Source organism: Litoribrevibacter albus (assembly GCF_030159995.1).
In the GTDB taxonomy this organism is placed as follows: domain Bacteria; phylum Pseudomonadota; class Gammaproteobacteria; order Pseudomonadales; family Litoribrevibacteraceae; genus Litoribrevibacter; species Litoribrevibacter albus.
The window spans coordinates 414,566-435,454 of the sequence record NZ_BSNM01000014.1 but is presented as its reverse complement, the minus strand read 5'-3'; the positions used below and the strand labels follow the sequence as shown (position 1 = coordinate 435,454).

The 20,889-nt window shown below is 42.9% G+C and carries 21 protein-coding genes; 15 read left to right on the top strand and 6 right to left on the bottom strand.

What is annotated here, in order from left to right; translation table 11 throughout:
- Positions 1-610: 610 nt before the first annotated feature.
- Positions 611-1,921, top strand: a complete 1,311-nt coding sequence (gene drt2 / locus QQL66_RS12305) for an antiviral reverse transcriptase Drt2 (protein WP_284381748.1) — start codon at positions 611-613, stop codon at positions 1,919-1,921.
- Positions 1,922-2,010: 89 nt separating this feature from the next.
- On the opposite strand, the gene QQL66_RS12300 is transcribed toward drt2, so the two are convergent.
- Complete coding sequence (locus tag QQL66_RS12300) at positions 2,011-3,246, bottom strand: saccharopine dehydrogenase family protein (protein WP_284381745.1); 1,236 nt, start codon at positions 3,244-3,246, stop codon at positions 2,011-2,013.
- Between the two features lie 221 nt (positions 3,247-3,467).
- Positions 3,468-4,523: an NHL repeat-containing protein gene (locus QQL66_RS12295; protein ID WP_284381743.1), complete on the bottom strand. Its 1,056-nt coding sequence runs from the start codon at positions 4,521-4,523 to the stop codon at positions 3,468-3,470.
- 233 nt (positions 4,524-4,756) lie between these two features.
- Between QQL66_RS12295 and QQL66_RS12290 the strand changes: the two genes are divergently transcribed.
- The 4 genes from QQL66_RS12290 to QQL66_RS12275 all read left to right on the top strand — a co-directional run bounded on the left by QQL66_RS12290 (position 4,757) and on the right by QQL66_RS12275 (position 8,818).
- Complete coding sequence (locus QQL66_RS12290) at positions 4,757-6,427, top strand: DNA recombination protein RmuC (protein ID WP_284381742.1); 1,671 nt, start codon at positions 4,757-4,759, stop codon at positions 6,425-6,427.
- Positions 6,428-6,451: 24 nt separating this feature from the next.
- Entirely contained in the window at positions 6,452-6,865 is a 414-nt protein-coding gene (locus tag QQL66_RS12285) for a hypothetical protein (protein ID WP_284381741.1), read from the top strand.
- A gap of 110 nt (positions 6,866-6,975) precedes the next feature.
- On the top strand, positions 6,976-8,202 hold the full coding sequence (locus tag QQL66_RS12280) for a hypothetical protein (RefSeq protein ID WP_284381740.1): 1,227 nt from the start codon (positions 6,976-6,978) through the stop codon (positions 8,200-8,202).
- On the top strand, positions 8,189-8,818 hold the full coding sequence (locus tag QQL66_RS12275; protein WP_348524843.1) for a DUF938 domain-containing protein: 630 nt from the start codon (positions 8,189-8,191) through the stop codon (positions 8,816-8,818). Before QQL66_RS12280 ends, QQL66_RS12275 begins: the two co-directional genes overlap by 14 nt.
- A gap of 1 nt (position 8,819) precedes the next feature.
- Here the strand turns inward: QQL66_RS12275 and QQL66_RS12270 are convergent, their stop codons facing one another.
- Complete coding sequence (locus QQL66_RS12270) at positions 8,820-9,719, bottom strand: ROK family protein (RefSeq protein WP_284381739.1); 900 nt, start codon at positions 9,717-9,719, stop codon at positions 8,820-8,822.
- 158 nt (positions 9,720-9,877) lie between these two features.
- Between QQL66_RS12270 and QQL66_RS12265 the strand changes: the two genes are divergently transcribed.
- The 5 genes from QQL66_RS12265 to QQL66_RS12245 are packed head-to-tail and all read left to right on the top strand — an operon-like array spanning position 9,878 to position 12,859.
- On the top strand, positions 9,878-10,315 hold the full coding sequence (locus QQL66_RS12265) for a hemerythrin domain-containing protein (RefSeq protein ID WP_284381738.1): 438 nt from the start codon (positions 9,878-9,880) through the stop codon (positions 10,313-10,315).
- Positions 10,308-10,607, top strand: coding sequence for a DUF2249 domain-containing protein (locus tag QQL66_RS12260; RefSeq protein ID WP_284381737.1), 300 nt, complete (start codon positions 10,308-10,310; stop codon positions 10,605-10,607). The genes QQL66_RS12265 and QQL66_RS12260 overlap by 8 nt, the downstream gene beginning before the upstream one ends.
- 19 nt (positions 10,608-10,626) lie before the next feature.
- The gene (locus tag QQL66_RS12255) at positions 10,627-11,937 is read left to right on the top strand and encodes a hypothetical protein (protein ID WP_284381736.1); all 1,311 of its coding nucleotides are present in this window, start codon (positions 10,627-10,629) and stop codon (positions 11,935-11,937) included.
- A gap of 54 nt (positions 11,938-11,991) precedes the next feature.
- A complete protein-coding gene (locus QQL66_RS12250) occupies positions 11,992-12,276 on the top strand; it encodes a TfoX/Sxy family DNA transformation protein (RefSeq protein ID WP_284381735.1) in 285 nt (94 codons plus the stop codon).
- 52 nt (positions 12,277-12,328) lie between these two features.
- A complete protein-coding gene (locus tag QQL66_RS12245; protein WP_284381734.1) occupies positions 12,329-12,859 on the top strand; it encodes an O-acetyl-ADP-ribose deacetylase in 531 nt (176 codons plus the stop codon).
- 37 nt (positions 12,860-12,896) lie between these two features.
- On the opposite strand, the gene QQL66_RS12240 is transcribed toward QQL66_RS12245, so the two are convergent.
- The gene (locus QQL66_RS12240; RefSeq protein ID WP_284381733.1) at positions 12,897-13,793 is read right to left on the bottom strand and encodes a MaoC family dehydratase; all 897 of its coding nucleotides are present in this window, start codon (positions 13,791-13,793) and stop codon (positions 12,897-12,899) included.
- A gap of 274 nt (positions 13,794-14,067) precedes the next feature.
- Here QQL66_RS12240 and QQL66_RS12235 point away from each other — a divergent pair, with 274 nt between their 5' ends.
- Positions 14,068-15,096: an AraC family transcriptional regulator gene (locus QQL66_RS12235; RefSeq protein ID WP_284381732.1), complete on the top strand. Its 1,029-nt coding sequence runs from the start codon at positions 14,068-14,070 to the stop codon at positions 15,094-15,096.
- A gap of 53 nt (positions 15,097-15,149) precedes the next feature.
- Here the strand turns inward: QQL66_RS12235 and QQL66_RS12230 are convergent, their stop codons facing one another.
- Positions 15,150-16,583, bottom strand: coding sequence for a 3-oxoacyl-ACP reductase (locus tag QQL66_RS12230; protein ID WP_284381730.1), 1,434 nt, complete (start codon positions 16,581-16,583; stop codon positions 15,150-15,152).
- 389 nt (positions 16,584-16,972) lie between these two features.
- On the opposite strand from QQL66_RS12230, the gene QQL66_RS12225 reads away from it, so the two are divergent.
- From QQL66_RS12225 to QQL66_RS12210, 4 genes are all read left to right on the top strand, one after another.
- Entirely contained in the window at positions 16,973-18,271 is a 1,299-nt protein-coding gene (locus QQL66_RS12225) for an acetyl-CoA C-acetyltransferase (RefSeq protein ID WP_284381729.1), read from the top strand.
- A gap of 375 nt (positions 18,272-18,646) precedes the next feature.
- Positions 18,647-19,093: a hypothetical protein gene (locus tag QQL66_RS12220; protein ID WP_284381728.1), complete on the top strand. Its 447-nt coding sequence runs from the start codon at positions 18,647-18,649 to the stop codon at positions 19,091-19,093.
- Positions 19,094-19,394: 301 nt separating this feature from the next.
- Positions 19,395-19,994, top strand: coding sequence for a DsbA family protein (locus tag QQL66_RS12215; protein ID WP_284381726.1), 600 nt, complete (start codon positions 19,395-19,397; stop codon positions 19,992-19,994).
- Positions 19,975-20,343, top strand: a complete 369-nt coding sequence (locus QQL66_RS12210) for a DUF6164 family protein (RefSeq protein ID WP_284381725.1) — start codon at positions 19,975-19,977, stop codon at positions 20,341-20,343. The genes QQL66_RS12215 and QQL66_RS12210 overlap by 20 nt, the downstream gene beginning before the upstream one ends.
- 68 nt (positions 20,344-20,411) lie before the next feature.
- Here the strand turns inward: QQL66_RS12210 and QQL66_RS12205 are convergent, their stop codons facing one another.
- Positions 20,412-20,828, bottom strand: coding sequence for a phnA protein (locus tag QQL66_RS12205; protein ID WP_284381724.1), 417 nt, complete (start codon positions 20,826-20,828; stop codon positions 20,412-20,414).
- Between the last annotated feature and the right edge of the window lie 61 nt (positions 20,829-20,889).

The window sequence follows — 20,889 nt, the reverse complement described above, 5'->3', positions numbered from 1 at the left end:
TATATCTGTGTGTGATTTGGGCTGGTTGCCCATCTCTTGAATCGACAAATCTATTGTTGTTCAAACAGGGTTATATTAAAAATTGATAGTTGTTATGGAAGTGATAGGTAATGGCTATTATTGGTTTTTTGGAAAGATCACAATTGTAAGAGTTCTGAATTCAAACGGCTTAGCACGAACTTTTAGGGGAAATATCTGTAAGTGAAAGGCTTATCGAAAACTTATTTAGCTATCGATAGACTGCAATAAACTTAAACACCTAAAGAGACGCCGCTATTTATGGCAGAGTATCAAGTCAAAAGAGTATTGAAATAGTGATATTCTTAAGCTAGATTGAAATTGCTTGTTTCGAAGTGGGGAGCAAGGGGTATCACATGCTGTCAAGTATTAACCAATGGTTGACACTTGAACAGACACAGATAATTGTTCTGTATAGGTCTATCAGACTCATACTAGTAACTCCTGTGATAACGATATTATAAATCATATCTGACTTAGTGTGGCTGGGTAACTTAGTTATCTGATGACGTAGTAATACGTTAACTAAGCCTGAAGAGAAATTGGATGGCCACAATCCTTACTCTTCAGGTTTTGCAGAAATGGATTTTTCATGCCTAAAAACATCCCGAAATGGTTTAAAACCAGACGATACCTTCACTTTGACTCTCCTGTCAGATACTCCAAGGCACAAAGCATCGTTATGAGTCAAAAGCGTGTATCCATGCATGCTTTTTATCCTTTAATTAGCTACGAGATAGAAACTGTAAAAATTTCAAAAGATGAAACAGGTTCAATACGAAAAAAGCCAAAGATCAGGCCTATCAAATACGCTGCTCATATAGACTCTCACATTTATGCTTATTACACATATCAACTCTCTAAGAGCTATGAAACTAAAATCACTGAATATGGCCTAAATGAAAGTATTCTAGCGTTTAGATCACTGGGGAAGGGGAATATTGAGTTTGCCAATCAAGCATTTGAAGATATTAAGAAGCAAATGAACTGTGTCGCCGTTGCCCTCGATGTAACTGGCTTCTTTGACAACTTAGATCATCTAATTTTGAAACAAGCATGGGCAAATGTTATTGACTGCAGCTATTTACCCGATGACCACTTTAATGTATTTAAAAGTCTTACTGAATTTTCTGAGGTTGCATTAGATGAAGTGTACTGTAAGTTAGGTATATCTAAACATAATTCTAAAAAAGGGCGTTTTAAATTATGTGATGCAGCTACATTTAGAAATCTAATTAGAGGCTCTGGAATAATCAAAACAAACTCTCAAAGTAAGGGTATACCTCAAGGCTCCCCTCTAAGTGCATTACTATCGAATATATACATGCTGGAATTTGATAAATGGGCAAAAGAAGTCATAAACCTATGTAGTGGTCATTACTATCGCTACTGTGATGACATCCTTTTTATAGTTCCTGAAGAGGTCTCTAAAGAAATAGAATCTCGGGCGAGTCTAAGAATCCAAGACCTACGATTATCAATCAATCCGGATAAAACTGAAATTAGAAAATTTTGGACAAAAGGTACAACACAGTTCAGTAATAAACCTCTGCAATACCTCGGTTTTACATTTGATGGGCGCAGTAAGCTCTTAAGGTCCGCTGCTCTAGCCAGATACTCAGGAAAAATGAAATCTGGTGTAAGGCAAGCAATGAAGAAAAGAAATAAAGAAAACCTGTTACGGTTGGAACAAGGAATTCCTATTCAAGATATTTATAGAAAAAAGCTTTACAAACGCTATTCCCATCTTAGTAACAGAAACTTTATTACGTATGGACATAGAGCTGCTAAGATTATGGGAAGTAGTGCAATTAGAAAACAACTGAAACCTCTATGGTCAAGACTTCAAAAAGAGATAGAAAAAGCCAATAAAACCAATACATTTCCTTCTATATATTCTTAACTTTTTAAATCTCTCTGACCTTTCCTCTCATAGACAGGATTAGAAAATGCGGTGACCTGAACCACCGCATATTGAAACCATTTAAAAGACTAAATTACTTCGAATGTCATATCAGACTTTTCAGTCAGGCGAGTAAGCAGTTTATCACCCAGAATAGTCGAAGGTGTCCAGAAACCACCGGCTTTGTCTTCTTTGCTGATGTCCAGAGATAGGCACGCGGCGGCTTGACCTAGCATTTTGGATGTAGATCCATAGCCAGGATCACCTTGGCCGGTTACTTTTACTTTGATCTCTTGCCCGTTGTCATTCTTGCCAACAAATCGGAGATCGAAATAGCCATTGACTTGTTCTTCCGGGCTAGGGCCTTCACCTGGCTTAGGCAGTACAAAACGTTCAAGCAACCAGCGGGTAGGGGGAAGTGCCGCACCCACCAAGAAACCTGCAAGACCGGCAACAATGGCATTGGCCATGAGACGACCTTTCAGCCCATTGCCAACCAGCATGGCTTCGTCGTATTTGAGGTTCTCTCCATATTTGGCATCTAGCAAACCATTTGATCGGTGTACGACTCGTGTATTAATCGCTGCCATCACAAAAGGTGCCGACCATTTGTTGAAGTCGTTATCGAACTCGGCGGAGTTTACATTGTGTTGACGAGTTTTGAACGGATGACCTTCCGGGCAAATTGAATATGGGTTTGCTAGTTCTTTACGAAGTTGAGGATTGGCAGTGGCTTCTTTGGTGATGTTCACCATACTGGCAACCGTACCACCGGAAGCCCCGCCTTTAGCGGCTTTGACACGCATCTTGATGTTATTACACGTTGAACCCAGTGTTGCTTCTGCTTGTTGCTGAAGGAAGTACACGCCCATATCGGACGGAATAGAATCAAATCCACAGCAATGCACAATACGTGCGCCCGTTTCTTTGGCTTTGGCTTCGTATTTTCGGATCATTCGGTTGATCCACTGAACTTCACCTGTCAGATCACAGTAATCCGTGCCTGTTTCACAACAGACTTTGACTAAAGGTTCACCATAGAGTGCATAGGGACCGACGGTAGAAACAACGGTGCGAGTTTGTTGGCAAAGTTGATGAAGTTGGTCTTGATCAGCAGCATCGGCAACGACTATGGCAAGCTCAGAGGCTTTGTTTCCCAACGATGACTTTAAGGATTCCAATTTGGATTTCGATCGTCCTGCAATCGCCCAGTTCAGTGATTCCTGGTCTGGACCATTAAACGTATCGTTAAGATAGTGAGTTAGAATCTCACCCACAAAGCTGGTTGCGCCAAAGACGATCAAGTCATAGGTTTGTGCACTCATGAACTGCTTCCCTTATTCAGATGGCTTTTTAGAGTTATTAGTCTAGCTCCAAACTTTCAATTGAATTACTTGAGATGTCAATTAGTTTTTCTCGACAGAAAGAGAGGGTAGAAAGAAGGGAGAGCAACGTAAGATAAAAAAAGGCCGCATTACGTGAGGTAGTAATGCGGCAAACTGCCTAAAGGAAAGATTAGGATATGGAGCTTTAAATTTGTGTACTCTTAGTCATCTAGAGAAGAAACAATGTTGCAGGCATTGTCACTGTTTAGATCAAATGGCATTTCCATTGCTGACAAGCGATTCCCGAAGTCAGAACCGGTTTCTTGAAGTAACCCTTTTTCTGTAACCAATACCTGATAGCCACTGAACAATGGTGGTTGACCAACCGCCAAGGAGCTAGGCGAGCTGAAAGCCAGAGCACCAGTGTCTGTTAGTTCGTGGAATGATTCATTGCCTTGCGAATCCACTTCGCGCTCAACATAAATGATTTTACCGCCCAGAAAACTGGTCAAAGCAACACCGCCACAGTACGGCATGATGTCGTCGACTATCGTTGCCAATCCGCCTTGCCATACCAACGTTTCGTTGGCTTCAGTCAGACCGTTCTTTTCAATGTGCGTTGGAACATTACCGGCTTCGTCAAACTGGAAACGTTTTACAGCGTTTCCATCCGATACAAACAGATAATCACCATCTACTCTGACGCCATTTGGTGATGAAATGCCGTGGTTAATGCCAACAAAGTCTTTTTCAACGGAAACGACGTTTGGTAGATCTCCAGAGAAATCCAGTTCGACCTTAGCAATACCTGAAGCAGAGAACATGTTGTAGTCCGCGACCAATAAGTCACCGCTAGGCCCGAAAGCAATACCATTTGGTAAGAATAATGAGTCATATGGATCGTTTGTGTTTGGTGTAATGCGTTTGAACTGGATGTTTTGATCATCCAGATTAGCGGCTACCAAATGATTGTTTGTAAAGATGACCCACTTGGTTTCTACGCAAGAGCTGATTACCCAATTATCTTTTTGCGCGATGCCTGTGAAGTTACATTCAATCTCATGGCCATCATTGTTCAGATACAGCGCACGTTTACTGTAGTTGCCGTTTGAGCCTGTAACTTGATAGATGTTGTCGCCACCGGAAACAATCAGGCGTCCATCGGTAGTGAACAGAATATTTTCGGCATCGCCGATATGAGTGATAGAGGTTTTGTCAACGCAGCCAGTGGTCAAAGCCACACAGCCACCAAGTGCTAGTGCTTTTATGATATTCATCGCTTTTCCTTGTTTTTATCTTTATAGAGCGAATGTTTTCTAGGTTGTTAAACCATCATCATCAAAGCCTGCATGTATGCCCACTATCCAAACGGGTAGGTGGGGTTTGATTTGCCCTTACGCCAGTTACATATTTTTTGATGTGTGAACCAGCTCTCTCTTTATGAGCCCTTAAAGCCGTGGTACTTTAGCTTCTCTCTTAATTGCTCAGTCTTTCAAAGGTAACTTTACGCATGGATCAAACTGTTTTAGTAGCTGTTTTTGGTGTGCTCGGAATCATTCTCGCCTCAATAACGAGCTATCTTTTGGCTGTTTCAAAGATGAAAAAGCAATTAGAGCAAGAGGTTTTGGAGAAAACCCGTTTAGAGTCTGAGACGATTAATCTTCAACAACTACTGGCGAGTACCAAACTTCAATTTGAACAGTGTCAACAAAAGCTTGAGCAGCAAGTAGTAGCGTATTCAGACCTTAACGAAGCAAAGCACTCAATTGAGCAAGTAGTCGGGCGTCTGTCCACTCAGCTTGAATCTGAACAATTACAGTTAACTCAGTCAAAAGAGCGGGAAGAAGCAAAACAGGTTCAGATTGAGAAAGAACAAGAGAAGTCACATCACTTAACCAATGAGCTTTCAAACGTTAAAGCCGATGCCTCGAAACACCTTACTCAAGCCAATCAGCTGACGGCTCAGTTAGATGAACTCAAAGGCAAGTTAGCAGACAGGGAAAGTGATCTTCAGCAGCTGCATTTAGCTCAATCTCAACTCAAAGCAGATTATGCAGAATTAAAAACCTCTTTAGATGAACGCGACAATAAGCACAAAGAGCAACTGCAGCTTTTAGAAGATAATCGCGCTCAGTTGGCAAAAGATTTTGAGAATCTGGCCAATAAAATTTTCGAAGAAAAAGGTAAGAGTTTCACCGAAACCAGCAAACAATCCATTGATGCGATGCTGACGCCGTTCAAAGAACAGATGTCAGACTTTAAAGCGCGTGTTGAGGCCATTCATACAGAAGACACCAAAGCCAAAGCCAGCCTGTCACAAGAGCTAGAGCACCTTCGTAAACTGAATCAGCAGATTACCGATGAAGCCAGCAATCTGACAAAAGCTTTGAAAGGGGATAATAAGCAACAAGGTTCGTGGGGCGAACTTCAAGCAGAAATGATTCTGGAAAGCTCTGGCTTAAGTAAAGGTCAGGAATTTGAGCGTGAAGCCAACTTCAAAGATGAAGAGGGTAAGAATAAACGCCCGGATTTGATTGTGAAGTTGCCTGGCAACAAGTCTGTCATTATTGATAGTAAGGTGTCGTTGGTGGCCTATGTTAATTCGGTAGAAGCCGAAGATGAGGCCAGCAAGAAGCAGTATTTAGACGCCCACGTTGCTTCTATCAGAACTCACATTGATGGCTTGTCGTCAAAAGATTACACCAATTTGATCGGAATGAACTCGCCGGACTTTGTCTTGATGTTTATGCCGATTGAACCTGCCTTTCTAGCCGCCGTAGAGCATGACAGAACCTTGTTTAATTATGGCTTTGAGCGAAACGTGGTATTAGTGACGCCAACAACCTTATTGCCAATTGTTCGCACCGTCGCGAATTTGTGGGTGATGGAACGAAGCAATGAGCAAGCGCGTCAGATTGCTGATCAGGCGGCGGATGTTTATAACCAGTTATGTGTGATGGCGGATCGTTTGAATAAAGTCGGTAATGGATTAAAAACCGCAACGAATGCCTATAACGGCGCTGTGACTGCGATGGCGGGGCAGCAAGGCTTGTATCCGAAAGTCGCTAAGTTTAAAGACCTTTCTGTCAAAGTCTCCAAGTCATTACCAGAACCGAATGAGTCCGTGCCTGAAGTAGAAAATGGCAAACTGGATTTAATCGTCCCTGAGTTGGAAAGCTAGATATCAGATAAAGGAGTAATTAGTTTGTTAACAGCTTTAATTTCATTCTTAGGTGTAGTTATTGGTGCTTCTCTACAGTATTTTTTTACTAAGCATATAGAAAATCAAAGACATCTTCGTGATTTACGTTCTCAAGCTTATATGGATTATTTAAAGTGTGTTTGTGAGCAGGCACAGTTTAGACCTAAATTAGGAAGTAAAGAGCAGCAAGAGTTGTTTTCAAGAACTGGCGATGCCAAGTCACGAATTTGCCTTTACGGATCAAGAGAAGCCATTTCCGCATTCTCAAATTTTGAAAAACTTGGGGCCTCAATGGCTAGACAAGATCAAAGAGATGCATTCACGACTATGATATCTATTATGCGCACTGATTCAGGAAGTGAATTATGTGAGGATACCACTGATCTTCAAAATGTTATTCTGGGTGTAAGAGAGTAAATTAATTTTTTGAAATATCAGTTTCAGAGTCTTCTTGTATTTCTCCAGTGTTGTATTAGCTTTTTAGGAATAATCATAAAAAGCAAACCCGTTGGATCAAGGAGGCTCCCGTGTCCATCCGCAAAACATATTTTGTGCCTTTAATACCCAAGTATTTTTCTCTTTCTGTTTTAGCCTTTTGTAGTGTGGCGGCCTCCTGTGTTGTGTCCACTGCACAAGCGGTAGAGGGCTATCCTGATTACTTTTTAGATCGAGAACAAACCATTTTCATTCATGGGGTGGTTTGTGGCGATTTTAAAAACCCTCGTAGTTTGAAACCGTCAGGCGTGTATACCAATTCCAAAACCATTGAAACGGGTACTTACTACTTTGGCAGTAAGTATGGGAATTATTCCTATACGTTTGCGCCATTGGAGGGGCAGCCTGATTATGTAATGAAACGGGGATTATTAACGAACGGAGTCACTGACAAGACTAAAATGAAAATCGATCTTTGCATTGTCAAAGACGTTAACTCATTACCTGCTCAAACTCGAAGGAATCTTACCGTTACCAAACTGATGCCGGATGACCCAGCTTGGGATAAAACGATGGATCAATACGCGGTGATTACAGGCCGACCTGCTTTTGGTGAAAACCAATACGAAAACCCAAGAGCAGTCGCTGGTAATCTTTCTCATGATCAACAAGTTTATGATTCAAATCAGGCGTTTTTATCGGCCGCACAGGTATACTTCGACTCCGAGTCCCAACGTATAGCGAAGGAACTTCCGAAACAATTGGCTCAGGCCATTCGGTATGCTCATCAGGAAGATGGCTTTATAAAAAACAAGACATACCCTGTTGTTGAAAAACCGCTCGTTTGGACACCTACCTCTGAGAAACGCTATAACGATCAGCTTCATCGTGTAAATACCGAAAAAGCCTTTGATCAAGTCATTCAGCAAAACTTTGATTGGCTGTTTGGTATCGTCGGTAAGGGAAATTCGGTTACTGAAACCTCCGTGGTGACAGAGCAACCGAGCCGTTGGGACGGACAGAAGTTAATCAAACCGGTTACAGCTATGGCGACGTTTGAGAACGGAAAGTCTTTGTTATTGGATTTTGTTATTACCTCTGAAAACCTTGATGTTGAACTTTTTGATTCGTTAGAACAGATTCAGGATAAGTCCAATCGTGAAAGAAACAGCATGATTGTGAGAACTAAAAAAGACAGGGAACTCGTGAAGATCGCAGATGCCAAATCGTTGGATGTATATTCACCGGTTGAAGAGGTTCATTTGTTCTTCTCACCGTTTCGTACCAAGTCACTAGGAGACGGTTATCGTTATCAATGATCAGACAACTTATCTGAATTACGCGCCTGCGGCAGATAGGAACAAAGGCCCAATTTGGCAGGTACTGAAAACGTACCTGCCTTCAAATCAAAAGGTTTTGGAGATTGCTTCTGGCTCTGGCCAACACGCCTTGTATTTTACTCAACAAAATCCTGAGTTGATCTGGCAGTGTACGGAAATGTCGTCAGAACGGAATGCCCTTCAAATCAACCTCAACGAATTAGGTGCAGTGACGTTTCCCCCCATCAAAACCCTGGATGTTCTGGATGGTCGTGATGTGGCAGAGATTCAAACATTGTCTCCTTTTGATTGTGTATACACTTCGAACAGTCTCCATATCATGAGCTGGCAAGGTTGTCAGGCTTTTATGAAATTAGTGTCAGAAGTGTTAGGTAAGGGGGGCGTCTGTGCGATCTATGGTCCATTTTTTTATAACGACCAACCGCCTGTGGTGAGTAATTTAGAGTTTGATGCGTGGTTAAAAAACCGGAATCCAGAATCTGGGGTAAGGCAGTTCAGTGATGTGGCTGAAGCCTTTGGTGAGGTCGGCATGACGTGTAGATCTGATCACGCCATGCCTGCCAATAACCGGCTCTTAGTCTTCCAGAAAGATTAACTTATTCGTTCCAAAGCCATGCCGCACCGCGAACACCGCTGGAGTCTCCGTGCTTGGCTTTAACGATGGGTGTATGAATGGTGTCTGAGAACACATATTCCTGCAGGTATTTAGGTACTAATTCATAGAGTTCATCGATGTTGGACATGCCGCCACCAAGCACGATGATGTCAGGGTCTACTATATTGATGACGCTGGTCAGGCTGGCTGCTAGCATTTTTGCGTAATTATCGAGATGTTGTTTGGCTAATGGGTCGCCAATCCGTGCCAAACTGACGATTTCTTCAGAGCCTACCGATGTTGCTGTGGTTTGAGGAGAGGCATCTAAAAAGCTTTTTTCAAACGCCGGGCCGGATAAGTAGGTCTCTACACAGTCTTCTTTCGAGCAGTAACAAGGACGTTGTTCTAAACCGAAATGGGGGAGAGGGTTGTGCCCCCATTCTCCCGCAATGCCATTCAAGCCGTTTACCAACTGATGGTTTACCACCAAACCACCACCAACACCGGTGCCGATAATGACACCAAATGCATTCGTTTTACCCTTGGCCGCACCGTCACAGAATTCAGACCAAATAAAACAATTAGCGTCATTGGCAAGCTTGATCGGTCTATTCAACATGACAGCCAGGTCTTGATCCAGAGGTTCACCAATCAGACAGGTAGTATTGGCATTTTTTATCGTGCCGGTATCTGAGGATAAGGTGCCGGGAATGCCAATACCGATAGGAGTATTGTGCGGGGCATAAGGAAGAGTCTTATTAACCAGACTTTCTATGCTATCTAAAATGCCGAGATAATCCCCTTTGGGTGTAGGTAATCGCTCCCGAAAGATGATGTGATTGTCCTGCGAAATAACAACGCATTCTATTTTAGTACCGCCTAAATCAATCCCTATCTTCATACTGCATCCGGTTAATTGTGAATCTCGGAGAAATTCTAACGAGTCGAACTCGTTTTGGCGAATTTTGCTATCTCGTATTTTATTAATCTTGGTCAATGTTTATTCACCAATATGAGACTAAATTAAACCCTATTAAGAACCAATTTAGGGAGAGCGATATGTCCATCAGTGAATTCATGACTCACAAACACCGTGAGTGCGATCAATTATTTTCAGACGCTGAAAATTCGGTGGTGGCTGAGCAATGGTCTGACGCCAAACAAAAATGGCACCTATTTAAAGCAGATTTGGAAGACCATTTGGTTATGGAGGAAAACGTGTTGTTTCCTCAGTTTGAAGAAGCGACCGGGATGACCCAAGGGCCGACCATGGTGATGAGAATGGAGCATCAACAAATGCGCTCAATTTGTTCAAATCTGGAATCTGCATTGATGTCAGAAGATAAAGAGGCGTTTCTTGGGCTGTCGGATTCATTAATGGTATTTATTCAGCAGCACAACATGAAAGAAGAGCAGATGCTTTATCCGATGGTTGATCGTGCTCTTATCCAGGCGGAAGCCGTGATTGCAGATATGAAGTCTGCTGCGTGTGCTTGATTCAGCTATTAGTAATGATCTAACGCTTGATCAAGCTACGGATATTGGTGGTTTAAAAACAATTCATCTGGATGTGAGTGAGCTTGAACCGCCAGAACCTATGGTCTGTATATTAGAGGCATTACCAAAACTAAGCCCAGGCGAAGTGCTGTGTGTTCATCATCGACGGGAACCATTTCCGCTCTATCAAAAATTGGCTTCTCTTGGCTTTGATTTCAAAACCATTCAACAAACAGAGGCGCGATACCAGATACATATTTGGCAGTCCAGACAACGTGAACCAAGCAAGTAATGTGAGGGGCTCTTAAATTATGAATCTTTCCGGATTGTCTTTTGACAATATTCCTTCGTTCCAGACGCCGATGCGATTTTTTATTACCGCCCCCGTGTTTAGCACTTTGGGCGCTATTGTATTATGCCTTCCCAATATCTGGTTAAGTCGTTGGCAGCCTGATCTTATCGCGCTTACGCATGTGTTCACCTTGGGCTTCATCTTGATGATTATGTGTGGGGCGCTTACTCAGGTGCTTCCGGTGTTAAGTGGTAGAGGGTTTCCCTATGTTGATCATTCGGCCACTGTTTTTCATGCCTTACTCACCACCGGGCTAGTTCTTTTCCCAATTAACTTTCTGTATCCATCCAAAGTCATTGTTTTACTTACGACCTGTCTGATTGCAATTCCATTGCTGTTGATGGTGTCAGGCATTGTGACCGTCTTCTTTAATAGTAAGTCTAATGTGTCGATATTTTCGATTAAGCTTGCCGGGTTGTGTTTGGTAGGGACTGTTCTCACTGGCTTATGGCAACTGGGCAGTTATCATTGGTTGGAAATATCATCGGTTGGAAAAGTACTGACAAACATCCACTTTGTGTTCGGTTTGTTGGGATGGGTTTCTTTAACCATTATCGGAGTGAGTTTTCAGGTCATTCCGATGTTTCATGTTACGCCAGAATTTCCTGATTGGTTGAAGCGTGGGCTTCCCATGTTTCATTTTCTGGCCTTACTTATGTTGGCGGCAGGGCTGATTAATGAGCATCGACCATTTATTTGGGCTGCATTTTTCTTCCTTCATCTTTCGTTGGTGGGGTATGCCGGTACGGCGTTGTATTTATTAACGCAACGTCGAAGAAAAGTTGCGGATACCACCATTAATTTCTGGCGCTTAGGCTTGATTATGTTGCTCCTCTCTATACTGGTCTTTGATCTTTCCTTTGTGGTGGAGAGCAGTGTTGAACCTTACATGCATATTTTAGCCTTGCTAATGTTCGTATTCGGTTTTGTGGTATCGATTATTCTTGGAATGTTATTGAAGATTGTTCCGTTCCTGGCATTTTTAAATTTGCAGCAACTGGCGATGAAATCTATGGATACCATCAGCATGATGCCTTCAATGTCTGAATTTATCTCAGCCAAGCAGGGCCGCCTGTTGTTCTACGGATATCTTGTTCTGTTACCCGTTTTGGTATCTGCGCCTTTGGGAACCATGGTCTCTCGCATTGCCGGCGCTATTTTGTTGCTTATCAGTGCTTTTCTGCTCATTCTTAACGTTAAGGTTTGGCAGCGATTTAAACTTAAACATAGAGCGATTCAAGACATTCAATTCAACAACATGAAGGTTTGATCTCTGCTGTGAATGACGGTTTAGGAATGTAACAAAGGGATAAGCAAGCGTACCATGGTCGCTATTTCATCGCTTAAAAATTTAGGAGAGAAATCTGCAGAACAACTTTTAACGGTTGGAATCAAGTCTGCGGAAGAGTTAAGGCAGGTTGGGGCTGTTGAGGCGTATGTACTGCTCAAGCGCCATTATCAGAAAGGGATCAGTCTGAACTTTCTGTATGCAATGGAGGCCGGGTTGAGAAATATCCATTGGCAAGACATCACGATTGATGAAAAGCTCGTTTTACAGACCCAAGTAGAGGCCCTGATGGAAATCTACCAGAACTACGATAAGCTCTAAGTAGACGCTAAACGTTTTTGTCGTCGAAAGAATACTGATTGAGGTTTGCAGTATGACAAGGCTGGTTGCAGAGTTGGGTGATATCACCAAACTTGAAGTTGATGCGATCGTGAATGCTGCTAATGAAAGTCTGCTGGGTGGCGGTGGTGTCGATGGCGCAATACACAGAGCTGCTGGCCCGGGTTTATTGTCGGAGTGCAGGGCGTTAAGTGGTTGCTCTACAGGACAAGCCAAAATAACTCAAGGCTACAAACTTCCGGCTAAGTTCATTATTCATACGGTAGGACCTGTTTGGCGTGGCGGGGGAAATAATGAAGCTGAGCTATTAGCGTCTTGTTATCGGGAATCTCTTAAACTGGCCGCCAAGTACAAGTTTAAACGCCTTGCCTTTCCATCGATCAGTACTGGTGTTTATGGCTACCCAATAGAGCAAGCGGTTGATATCGCAATTACTACCGTCAGTACTTTTCTTGGGTCTTCTGTGCACGATCTTGAACACGTGATCTTCTGTTGTTTTTCAGAGAGTGATTTGAACCTGTATCAATCTCATCTCAGTGCGTTAAACCAAGATGAGATGACATAATCTTTCAGTGTTGGGTTGATGTGTGAGTTTGCCAGGCTTAGATTGAACTAATACAGCTAACACGCCCTTTCATGTGAACCTTGTCATTGCCTTTATTTCTGACTTCAAAGGCTATTCCATCACTGTTTTCATCATAATGTAGCCCCACTTTACTGGGGAGAAAGATAGGTTGCTTGAACTCTGTTTCAATGCAAATCGCATCGCTTTTCAGAAGCGGCTGTAAGGCAGCGAGAGTCCTGGCCTTAGTCCACATGCCATGAATGATCGCTTGTTTAAAGCCAAAGGCTTTTGCCGTCCATTTATGCAGATGAATTGGATTCGAATCACCAGAGACCTTAGCGTATTTTCGGCCCGTATTTTCTTTCAAAGTCCAGAATTCAGCAAATCGATAGTCTTTAAGCGCTTTTGGTTGATAAGGCGATTTGATGGCCTTCTGGGATTTGCGATATAGATTTGTACTGACTGACTCCCAAACCCGTTCGCCTTGACTGTACACCTGCGTTGTCAGGTCAAACTCTATACCTTTATCGGTATCACGTGCTTCGCTTAACGACACGTGTATGTCTATGGACTCATTGAGACCAATGCTTCGATAACTGCGAATACTATTCCGGACGTGAACCAATCCCAGAAGAGGAACAGGAAAAGAAGGGTTCACCATCAGTTCCATGTGCAGATTAAAAGCAAGAATGTGAGGGTAGGTAATAGGTACTGTCTTACCGTTAAACTGGAACCCACACAGCTCAGCATAATCAGCTACCTTTTTGGCATTGAAACTGATTGAGTTTATTTCAACCGCCATGTGTGGAATCTCTTCTGCTTTCTTTGCATGATGCTTTTTCGGCATGACAGCCAAGCGATAAAGCGTAAGCGTGGAGGGCATCTTGGTAAGGTGGTGAATATGGCATTCATTCGCAGTGTATGTATGTGACATATCGAGTACTTTTAACGTTTATGACCCCTTTATCTTAGTTTGAGTGTAGGACAGATTGATTGGCTTTTGAGTTTGTTCTGGTTGTCATCTCAGTCAATACAGACTTGTAGACTTGCCAATGAAGCATTAAATTGTAGCCTCGCTCACGTGAAGGCTAATTGCATCGCAAGAGTTATTGTTCTTTAAAGATTGTTATCTCTTAAAGATCGCAAGGCTAAGAGCCCTAGTCAAAGTCATCGTGTTTGATCATCGTTAACGGAACAGGAAGTTGTTTATGGCCGAATTGAGAGATGCAGGTATTCTTATGCGACTCATTAATAAGGCTATGTTGAATATGAGCGTTGATGTAAACGCCATTTATCGTCGATGTGGTATTCAGCCTCAACTTCTACAAGATCAAGACTTACGAACGCCTCACCAAGCTAACCTGATATTCTGGGATGTTGCTGAAGAAGTCACTCAAGATCCTAACGTGGGGTTACACTTTGGCGAACATATGCCGGTGTTTCGTGGGCAAGTTCTGGAGTATTTATTTCTTAGTAGCCCAACCTTCGGGGAAGGCTTACAGCGTGCCATTAATTATCAACGCCTTTTGACCGATGCTGCCCAAGCCCGGTTAGAAATTGAAGATGGTGCTGAAGATGAGTTGGCGTGCCTGATCACTGATACACAGCTTCAAGCAACCAGGCAATTACGACACTTTAATGATTGTACTGCGGTTGGGTTAATTAAATTCTTCCGATACGTCACCGAAGAAATATTTCGACCAAGTAAGTTGTGCTTTAGCTTTCCAGAGCCAGACGACATATCAGAATATCAACGGATTTTTGATTGTCCTGTGGATTTTGGACAGAGCAGTAATCGCATTTATTTTGATCGCAAGCTCCTTGAACTGCCTTCATTTCATGCTGAATCTGAATTACTTCAGCTTCATGAACAATTAGCGGATCAACACGTCGCAAAGCTGGAAAAGCAGGATGTGGTTCATGAAGTACGTAAAGTCATTGGTGAGTCGCTAGAAACCAGCCAGGTAACGTTGGAGTCAGTGGCAGAGCGCATGGGGCTGAGCGCAAGACAGCTACGTTCATCTTTATCTCAGGCGGATGCAAGCTTTAATCAACTGTTGGCGGATTATCGATGTCGCTTCGCGAAACGCTTGTTGGTCTGTACCGATGAGTCTATCGACGAGATCGTTTACCTGACCGGTTTTTCTGAACCCAGTACATTTTATCGTGCTTTCAAACGCTGGACAGGCTTAACGCCAGTTGAGTACAGAAAGCAAAAAGCCGGAACACGTCATTAACGCTTCCGGCTTTTTGTGTGTCTGACTTATTGGTGTTTGTTTAAGAGCGCTTATTAAGCACCGATCAAACATTGACCACAAACGCGCAAAATATTACCTGAAATACCTTTGGACTCAGGTGATGCGAAGAAACTGATGGTTTCTGCTACATCGACGGGTTTTCCTCCCTGACTCAAAGAATTCATGCGGCGACCAATTTCTCGTGTCATGAATGGGATTGCGTCTGTCATCGCAGTTTCAATGAAGCCTGGTGCTACGGCATTGATCGTGATGTTTTTCTTGGCCAAAGGTTTTGCCATGTATTCGACATATCCAATAACACCGGCTTTAGAGGCTGCATAGTTGGATTGACCCACCTGACCGGCAATGCCGTTCATTGACGATACACAAATGATGCGGCCGTCTTCATTAATGACATTGTGTTCCAGAAGATAGTCATTAATTTCTTCTTCTGCAGTGAGGTTGATATTCAGTGTCATGTCCCAGAAATGCTCAGGCATGTTTGCCAGCATTTTATCGCGGGTTACACCTGCGTTGTGAACGATGATGTCGAGCCCTGACTCTTTCACTGCGTCTGCGATAAGTTGTGGTGTTTCTTTGGCTGTAATGTCTGCCACAATCGCCTCACCACCGATTCGGTCCGCAACCGCTTGCAAGTCGGCTTGTGCAGCGTCGATATCCAAAACAAACACTTTGGCGCCATCTCTGGCTAGGGTTTCTGCAATTGCTTCACCAATACCTCGGGAACCCCCCGTAACCAGTACAGTTTTACCCTCAAGTGGTAATCGCCAATCAACCGTTGGTAGTTCAACTACGTTCTTTGCCGGCCCTGGTTTTGACACAGTCACTGTTTGGCCGTTTACATAGGCTGATTTAGCAGACAAGAAAAATTCAATAGCTGGTTTAGCAAGGTGTTCAGCACCTTTATCGACATAAACTACCTGAGAGGTTGCCCCTTTCTTACCGATTTCTTTGGAAAGGGAACGGCTAAAGCCTTCCAACGCGCGCATGGCAGCAGCTTGTTCACCAGATGCTGATGCCATGTGTGGTCGGCCAAGGATTAAGATACGGCCATTTTGTTCCAGGTTACGAATAACCGGGCTAAAGAAGGCATACAAGTGCTTTAACTCTTTGGTTGAGGTTAAGCCTGTTGCATCAAAGACCAGCGCTTTAAAGGTTTCGGATACGGCACCTTTTTCACATTGAATAGGCGTTAGTGCATTTCCTTTCGCTTCAAAGGTGTTTTTGATGTCGCTTGCAGTTGTTGCATTTGCCGGAAACATGATCTGCGCGTCGGCGTTGCTGATGGACTCGGCAAGTTGCTCTAACATTTGCCCTTTGGGCGCGCTTCCGGCCAATAATCGACCGCTAAAGAAGACGGCTTGTCCGTGATGACGATTAAGTTCAATAGGTGTTGGCAAGCCAACTGTTTTAAGCAGCTTTCGACCTGCGTCGTTTTGAAGCATCTTTTGATAAAAGTCGCCCATGAGATCTTCCTAACGTGACTGTAAATGAAAAAATTATTCCAAATGGATAACTATGCTTTGGCGAAGATAAAAGCAGAAAAACAACCCAAAGCTTAAGATCATCAATTAGATCATGATGCTAAAGGAAATAGATTGACTGTTGTGAACCGAATGCTTGTCTTTTCAGCCAATGAGTTAGAGGTTGAAATGCATACACTTGCTGATCTTGAGGTTGTTGAAGCCTCATTTATGTCTCTATAGGCCATAGTACAGCGTGCTTGGAGATGGTTTAATTTCCCAGAAAAGTTGTCTCTTTTGATCAGTAGATAACATTTGTTAATGTTTAGAATGTTAGGTGGCTCTACTGTTAAGGTCTTGGTTTTCATGAATTTATTTACAAGGTACACCGTATGACACAGCAAGTTAAAAAAGTTGCCATTATCGGCGGAGCACGTATTCCTTTTGCTCGTTCGAACACCGCATATTCACATGCAAGTAATCAGGAAATGTTGACTGCGGCCTTAAATGGTGTGGTGAATAAATTTAATCTTCAGGGTGAGCGTTTAGGTGAGGTCGTTGCGGGCGCTGTTGTTAAGCACAGCCGCGATTTTAACCTTACTCGTGAATCGGTACTGAGTACTGCATTGGATGCAACTACGCCTTGTACAGATATTCAGCAAGCATGCGGTACTGGTCTGCAGGCTATGATGCAAGTGGCAAACAAAATTGCTTTGGGGCAAATTGACGCTGGTATCGCAGGTGGTTCTGATACCACGTCGGATGCTCCAATCGGGGTGTCTGAAGGGTTACGTAAAATCTTATTAGATTTAAATCGTGCTAAAACCAACATGGACAAACTGAAAGTCGCATCTCGAATCCGTCCGAAGCATCTATTGCCTCTTATTCCGGCAAATGGCGAACCACGCACTAAGATGTCTATGGGTGACCATTGCGAAGTGACTGTGAAGGAGTGGGGCACAAGCAGAGAAGCACAGGATGAGATTGCCTTTAACTCTCATCAAAACCTTGCCAAAGCTTATGAAGATGGTTTCTTCAATGATCTGATCGTTCCGTTTAAAGGTTTGGAGAAAGACAACTTGTTGCGTGCCGATGTTTCTCTTGAAAAGCTGGGTTCGCTTAAACCTGCTTTTGATAAGAAAAGCGGAAAAGGTACTTTAACTGCCGGAAACAGTTCGGCACTGACGGATGGTGCGTCAGCTGTATTACTTGCCAGTGAAGAGTGGGCGAAAGAACGTGGTTTACCTGTTCAAGCCTATTTGACCTTCTATGAAACGGCGGCTGTAGACTTTATTGGCAAAGACCATGATTACAAAGAAGGTCTGTTGATGGCGCCTACCTATGCCATTGCGAATATGCTGGATCGTGCTGGTCTAACGCTTCAGGATTTTGATTTCTATGAAATTCATGAAGCATTCGCCGGTGTTGTATTGACGACACTTGCGGCTTTGGATGACGAGGAATTCTGTAAGACGCGTTTAGGTCGTGATAAGAAGTATGGAACCATTGATCGTTCTAAACTGAATGTGAAGGGTAGCTCAATTGCAGTGGGTCACCCATTCGCGGCAACTGGCGGTCGTATTATTGCTACCTTGGCTAAAATGTTGGAAGAGAAGGGTTCTGGTCGAGGACTGATCTCCATTTGTGCTGCTGGCGGTCAAGGCGTTACAGCGATTCTGGAACGTCCGTAATTTTCAGCGATGGAGCCTTTGTCAGTGTGATGAAGGCTCCTCATCCTTTTTCTGCTACTGATTTCTTTGTTCTTTGCATTCCGTCCACTAATAGTTCAATTCGTCCTTCACGCGCTTCTTATTGGTTCTTAGGATGTAATGAAGCATCCAGACTCAATGAATGTTTGATCTAGGAATAAATTCTTAGATTTGTGCTTTTGACATCTGATTTCTGTGACCTGAGATTTTTAATTCGTTGATTTCTTTTAGATTAGGGTGAGCAGTCTAATTTCGCTTGTTAATTTTCAATTGAGATTCAGGGGCGTTGTATAACGCGGAATACCCTCAGTGAGATCAGTTTTAAATTCTCGTTGAAATAACCAGGTGGAAATAGCTATGAGCAAATTAAAAGACATCCAAACAAAAGTTGAATCATCAATCGAACAAGGTATCAACAAAATCGAAGAGTACTACTCAAATGTGTCTGGTAAGACATTCGACGTTGTTGAAACTTTTGAAGAAAAAGCTAAGTCAATTACGACTGATGACGTTCGTGTAAAGCATAACGAAAAAGTTGCTTCTGCATTTGAAAATGTTCGCGAACTAAACAAGAGCGCTAGCGAGTTCGTAAACAAGCTTTTGGCTAAACTTCAAAAAGACGTTGATGACGTTGTTGAAGAAGTGAAAGAAGCGGTTGAGGAAGCGGCTGAAGAAGCGAAAGAAACTGTGGCTGAAATCGCTGAAGAAGTAAAAGAAGCGGTAGCGACAGAAGAAGCTGAAGAAGCAAAGAAGCCAGCAGCGAAGAAAACAACTCGCCGCACTCGTAAAAAAGAAGAAGCGTAAGTTTCGACTTAACTTCCTCTTAGATCGTTAGATCTTAAAAGGCACCTACCAATCCTGGTAGGTGCCTTTTTTATGCCAAACACAAATTCGAACAGTCGATAACCTTGTTTATGGATGCCGCTTTATTTGGTTAAATGGCATCGATCTGTTAATCACTGGATTCCCATCTATTGGGTTTCTCATTGATCTGAATACAACCTGCGAGCTTGGAGCATCCACATTGACGGCGCGGCTTTACTATATTCATGACCCTATGTGTTCCTGGTGTTGGGGATTTCGACCAACATGGGACAAGGTTAAGGTGTTGCTGGCTGAACAGGGTATTACTACTGTGAACCTGTTAGGTGGCCTTGCACCAGATACGGATCAGCCGATGCCGATAGAATTACAGCAGCAAATTCAGGCTCATTGGTATCGTATTAACGAGCAACTAGGTACGGAATTTAATTTCGATTTTTGGCTGATCAATACGCCTCGACGTTCCACTTATCCTGCATGTCGTGCGGTGTTAGCTGCTCGATTACTTGATCAGAAATATCAAATCAGTCATTCACTCGGATTAGCTTCCAGCCTCGAAGATAGGATGATTGATTCAATTCAGCGAGGCTATTACCTCAGGGCGCTAAACCCATCCGAGAATTCTATCTTGGTTCTTTTATTTGATGAGCTGATTCATACACTTGGCTTGTCGGATGAGTATATAAAGCTATTTGTTGAGATCTTTCGAGATCATTCCACACACGTAAAGTTGTTGGAAGAAATTTCGATGAGTCGAAAACTTACAAGCTCAGGTTTTCCTTCCTTGGTTTTCAATCCTGATTCCAAGTATTATGCGATCCCTTTAGATTACTCTGACCCTAACGTGATGTTGGAACACATTAATGCCTGTTTTGCTATTTAGATTGAACGGTGTCTCTGAAGAAGAGGCAGATGAAGTACGCGCCTTGCTGGATACTCACTCTATTCATTATTACGAGACCACAGCTGGGCGTTGGGGTGTTTCTATGCCGGGCATATGGTTGCCTGATGAGGAACAATCTTCAGAGGCGAAAGCGCTATTACAAAACTATCAGGCTGAGCGATTTCAACGTTTCAACCAGGAACAACATCACTTAATGCAACAAAGCCTGGCTTCGTCACTATGGGCCAGCTTTTGGAAAAAGCCGGTCAGGTTCACACTTGTAATTCTTGCTGTGCTCTTTGTGTTAGGGCTATCTCTATACCCATTTGTAGATCTTTTTATAAATTAATTAGTTAGGGTATTTATTTAACGTAAATTATCTGTCTTTTGATTTCGATGGGGTCATTCTAAAAGGTACTATTTAGCGCTCTGAGCAGAGGTTACCCACTCTTGAATTTCTTCCGTTAAATAGAGTTGCTCTTTTAAGTCTTGCAGCCACTCATTTTCTTTCACAGAGTTAATGAGTTGATCAATCATCAGAACCGACATGACTTGAACTGCGGGCACAGTACTCCAGGCCGAGGTGTTTAAGCAGCGCCAATGATCGAGAGTTAAGGTTTTTGGCTTTTCAATTTGTTCTTTACAGGTGTCGCAGATAAAAATGCAGTGTTCAAAGTCCGGTTCCTTTGGAACGGGAGGCACTTCGAAAATCGACAACTTTGTGCCGCTTGCATTGCAAAGCTCACAATGAGAGCCGGAACGTCGAACCAAATCTTTACCAAAATACGACAGACTTTCACTTCGGTGCTTGTGCTTATCTAAACCTTTCGACATGATAGACCCTCAAAAATTACAGCAGTTAATACTTCACTAAGGCTAAGAAAAAAGGAGCCTG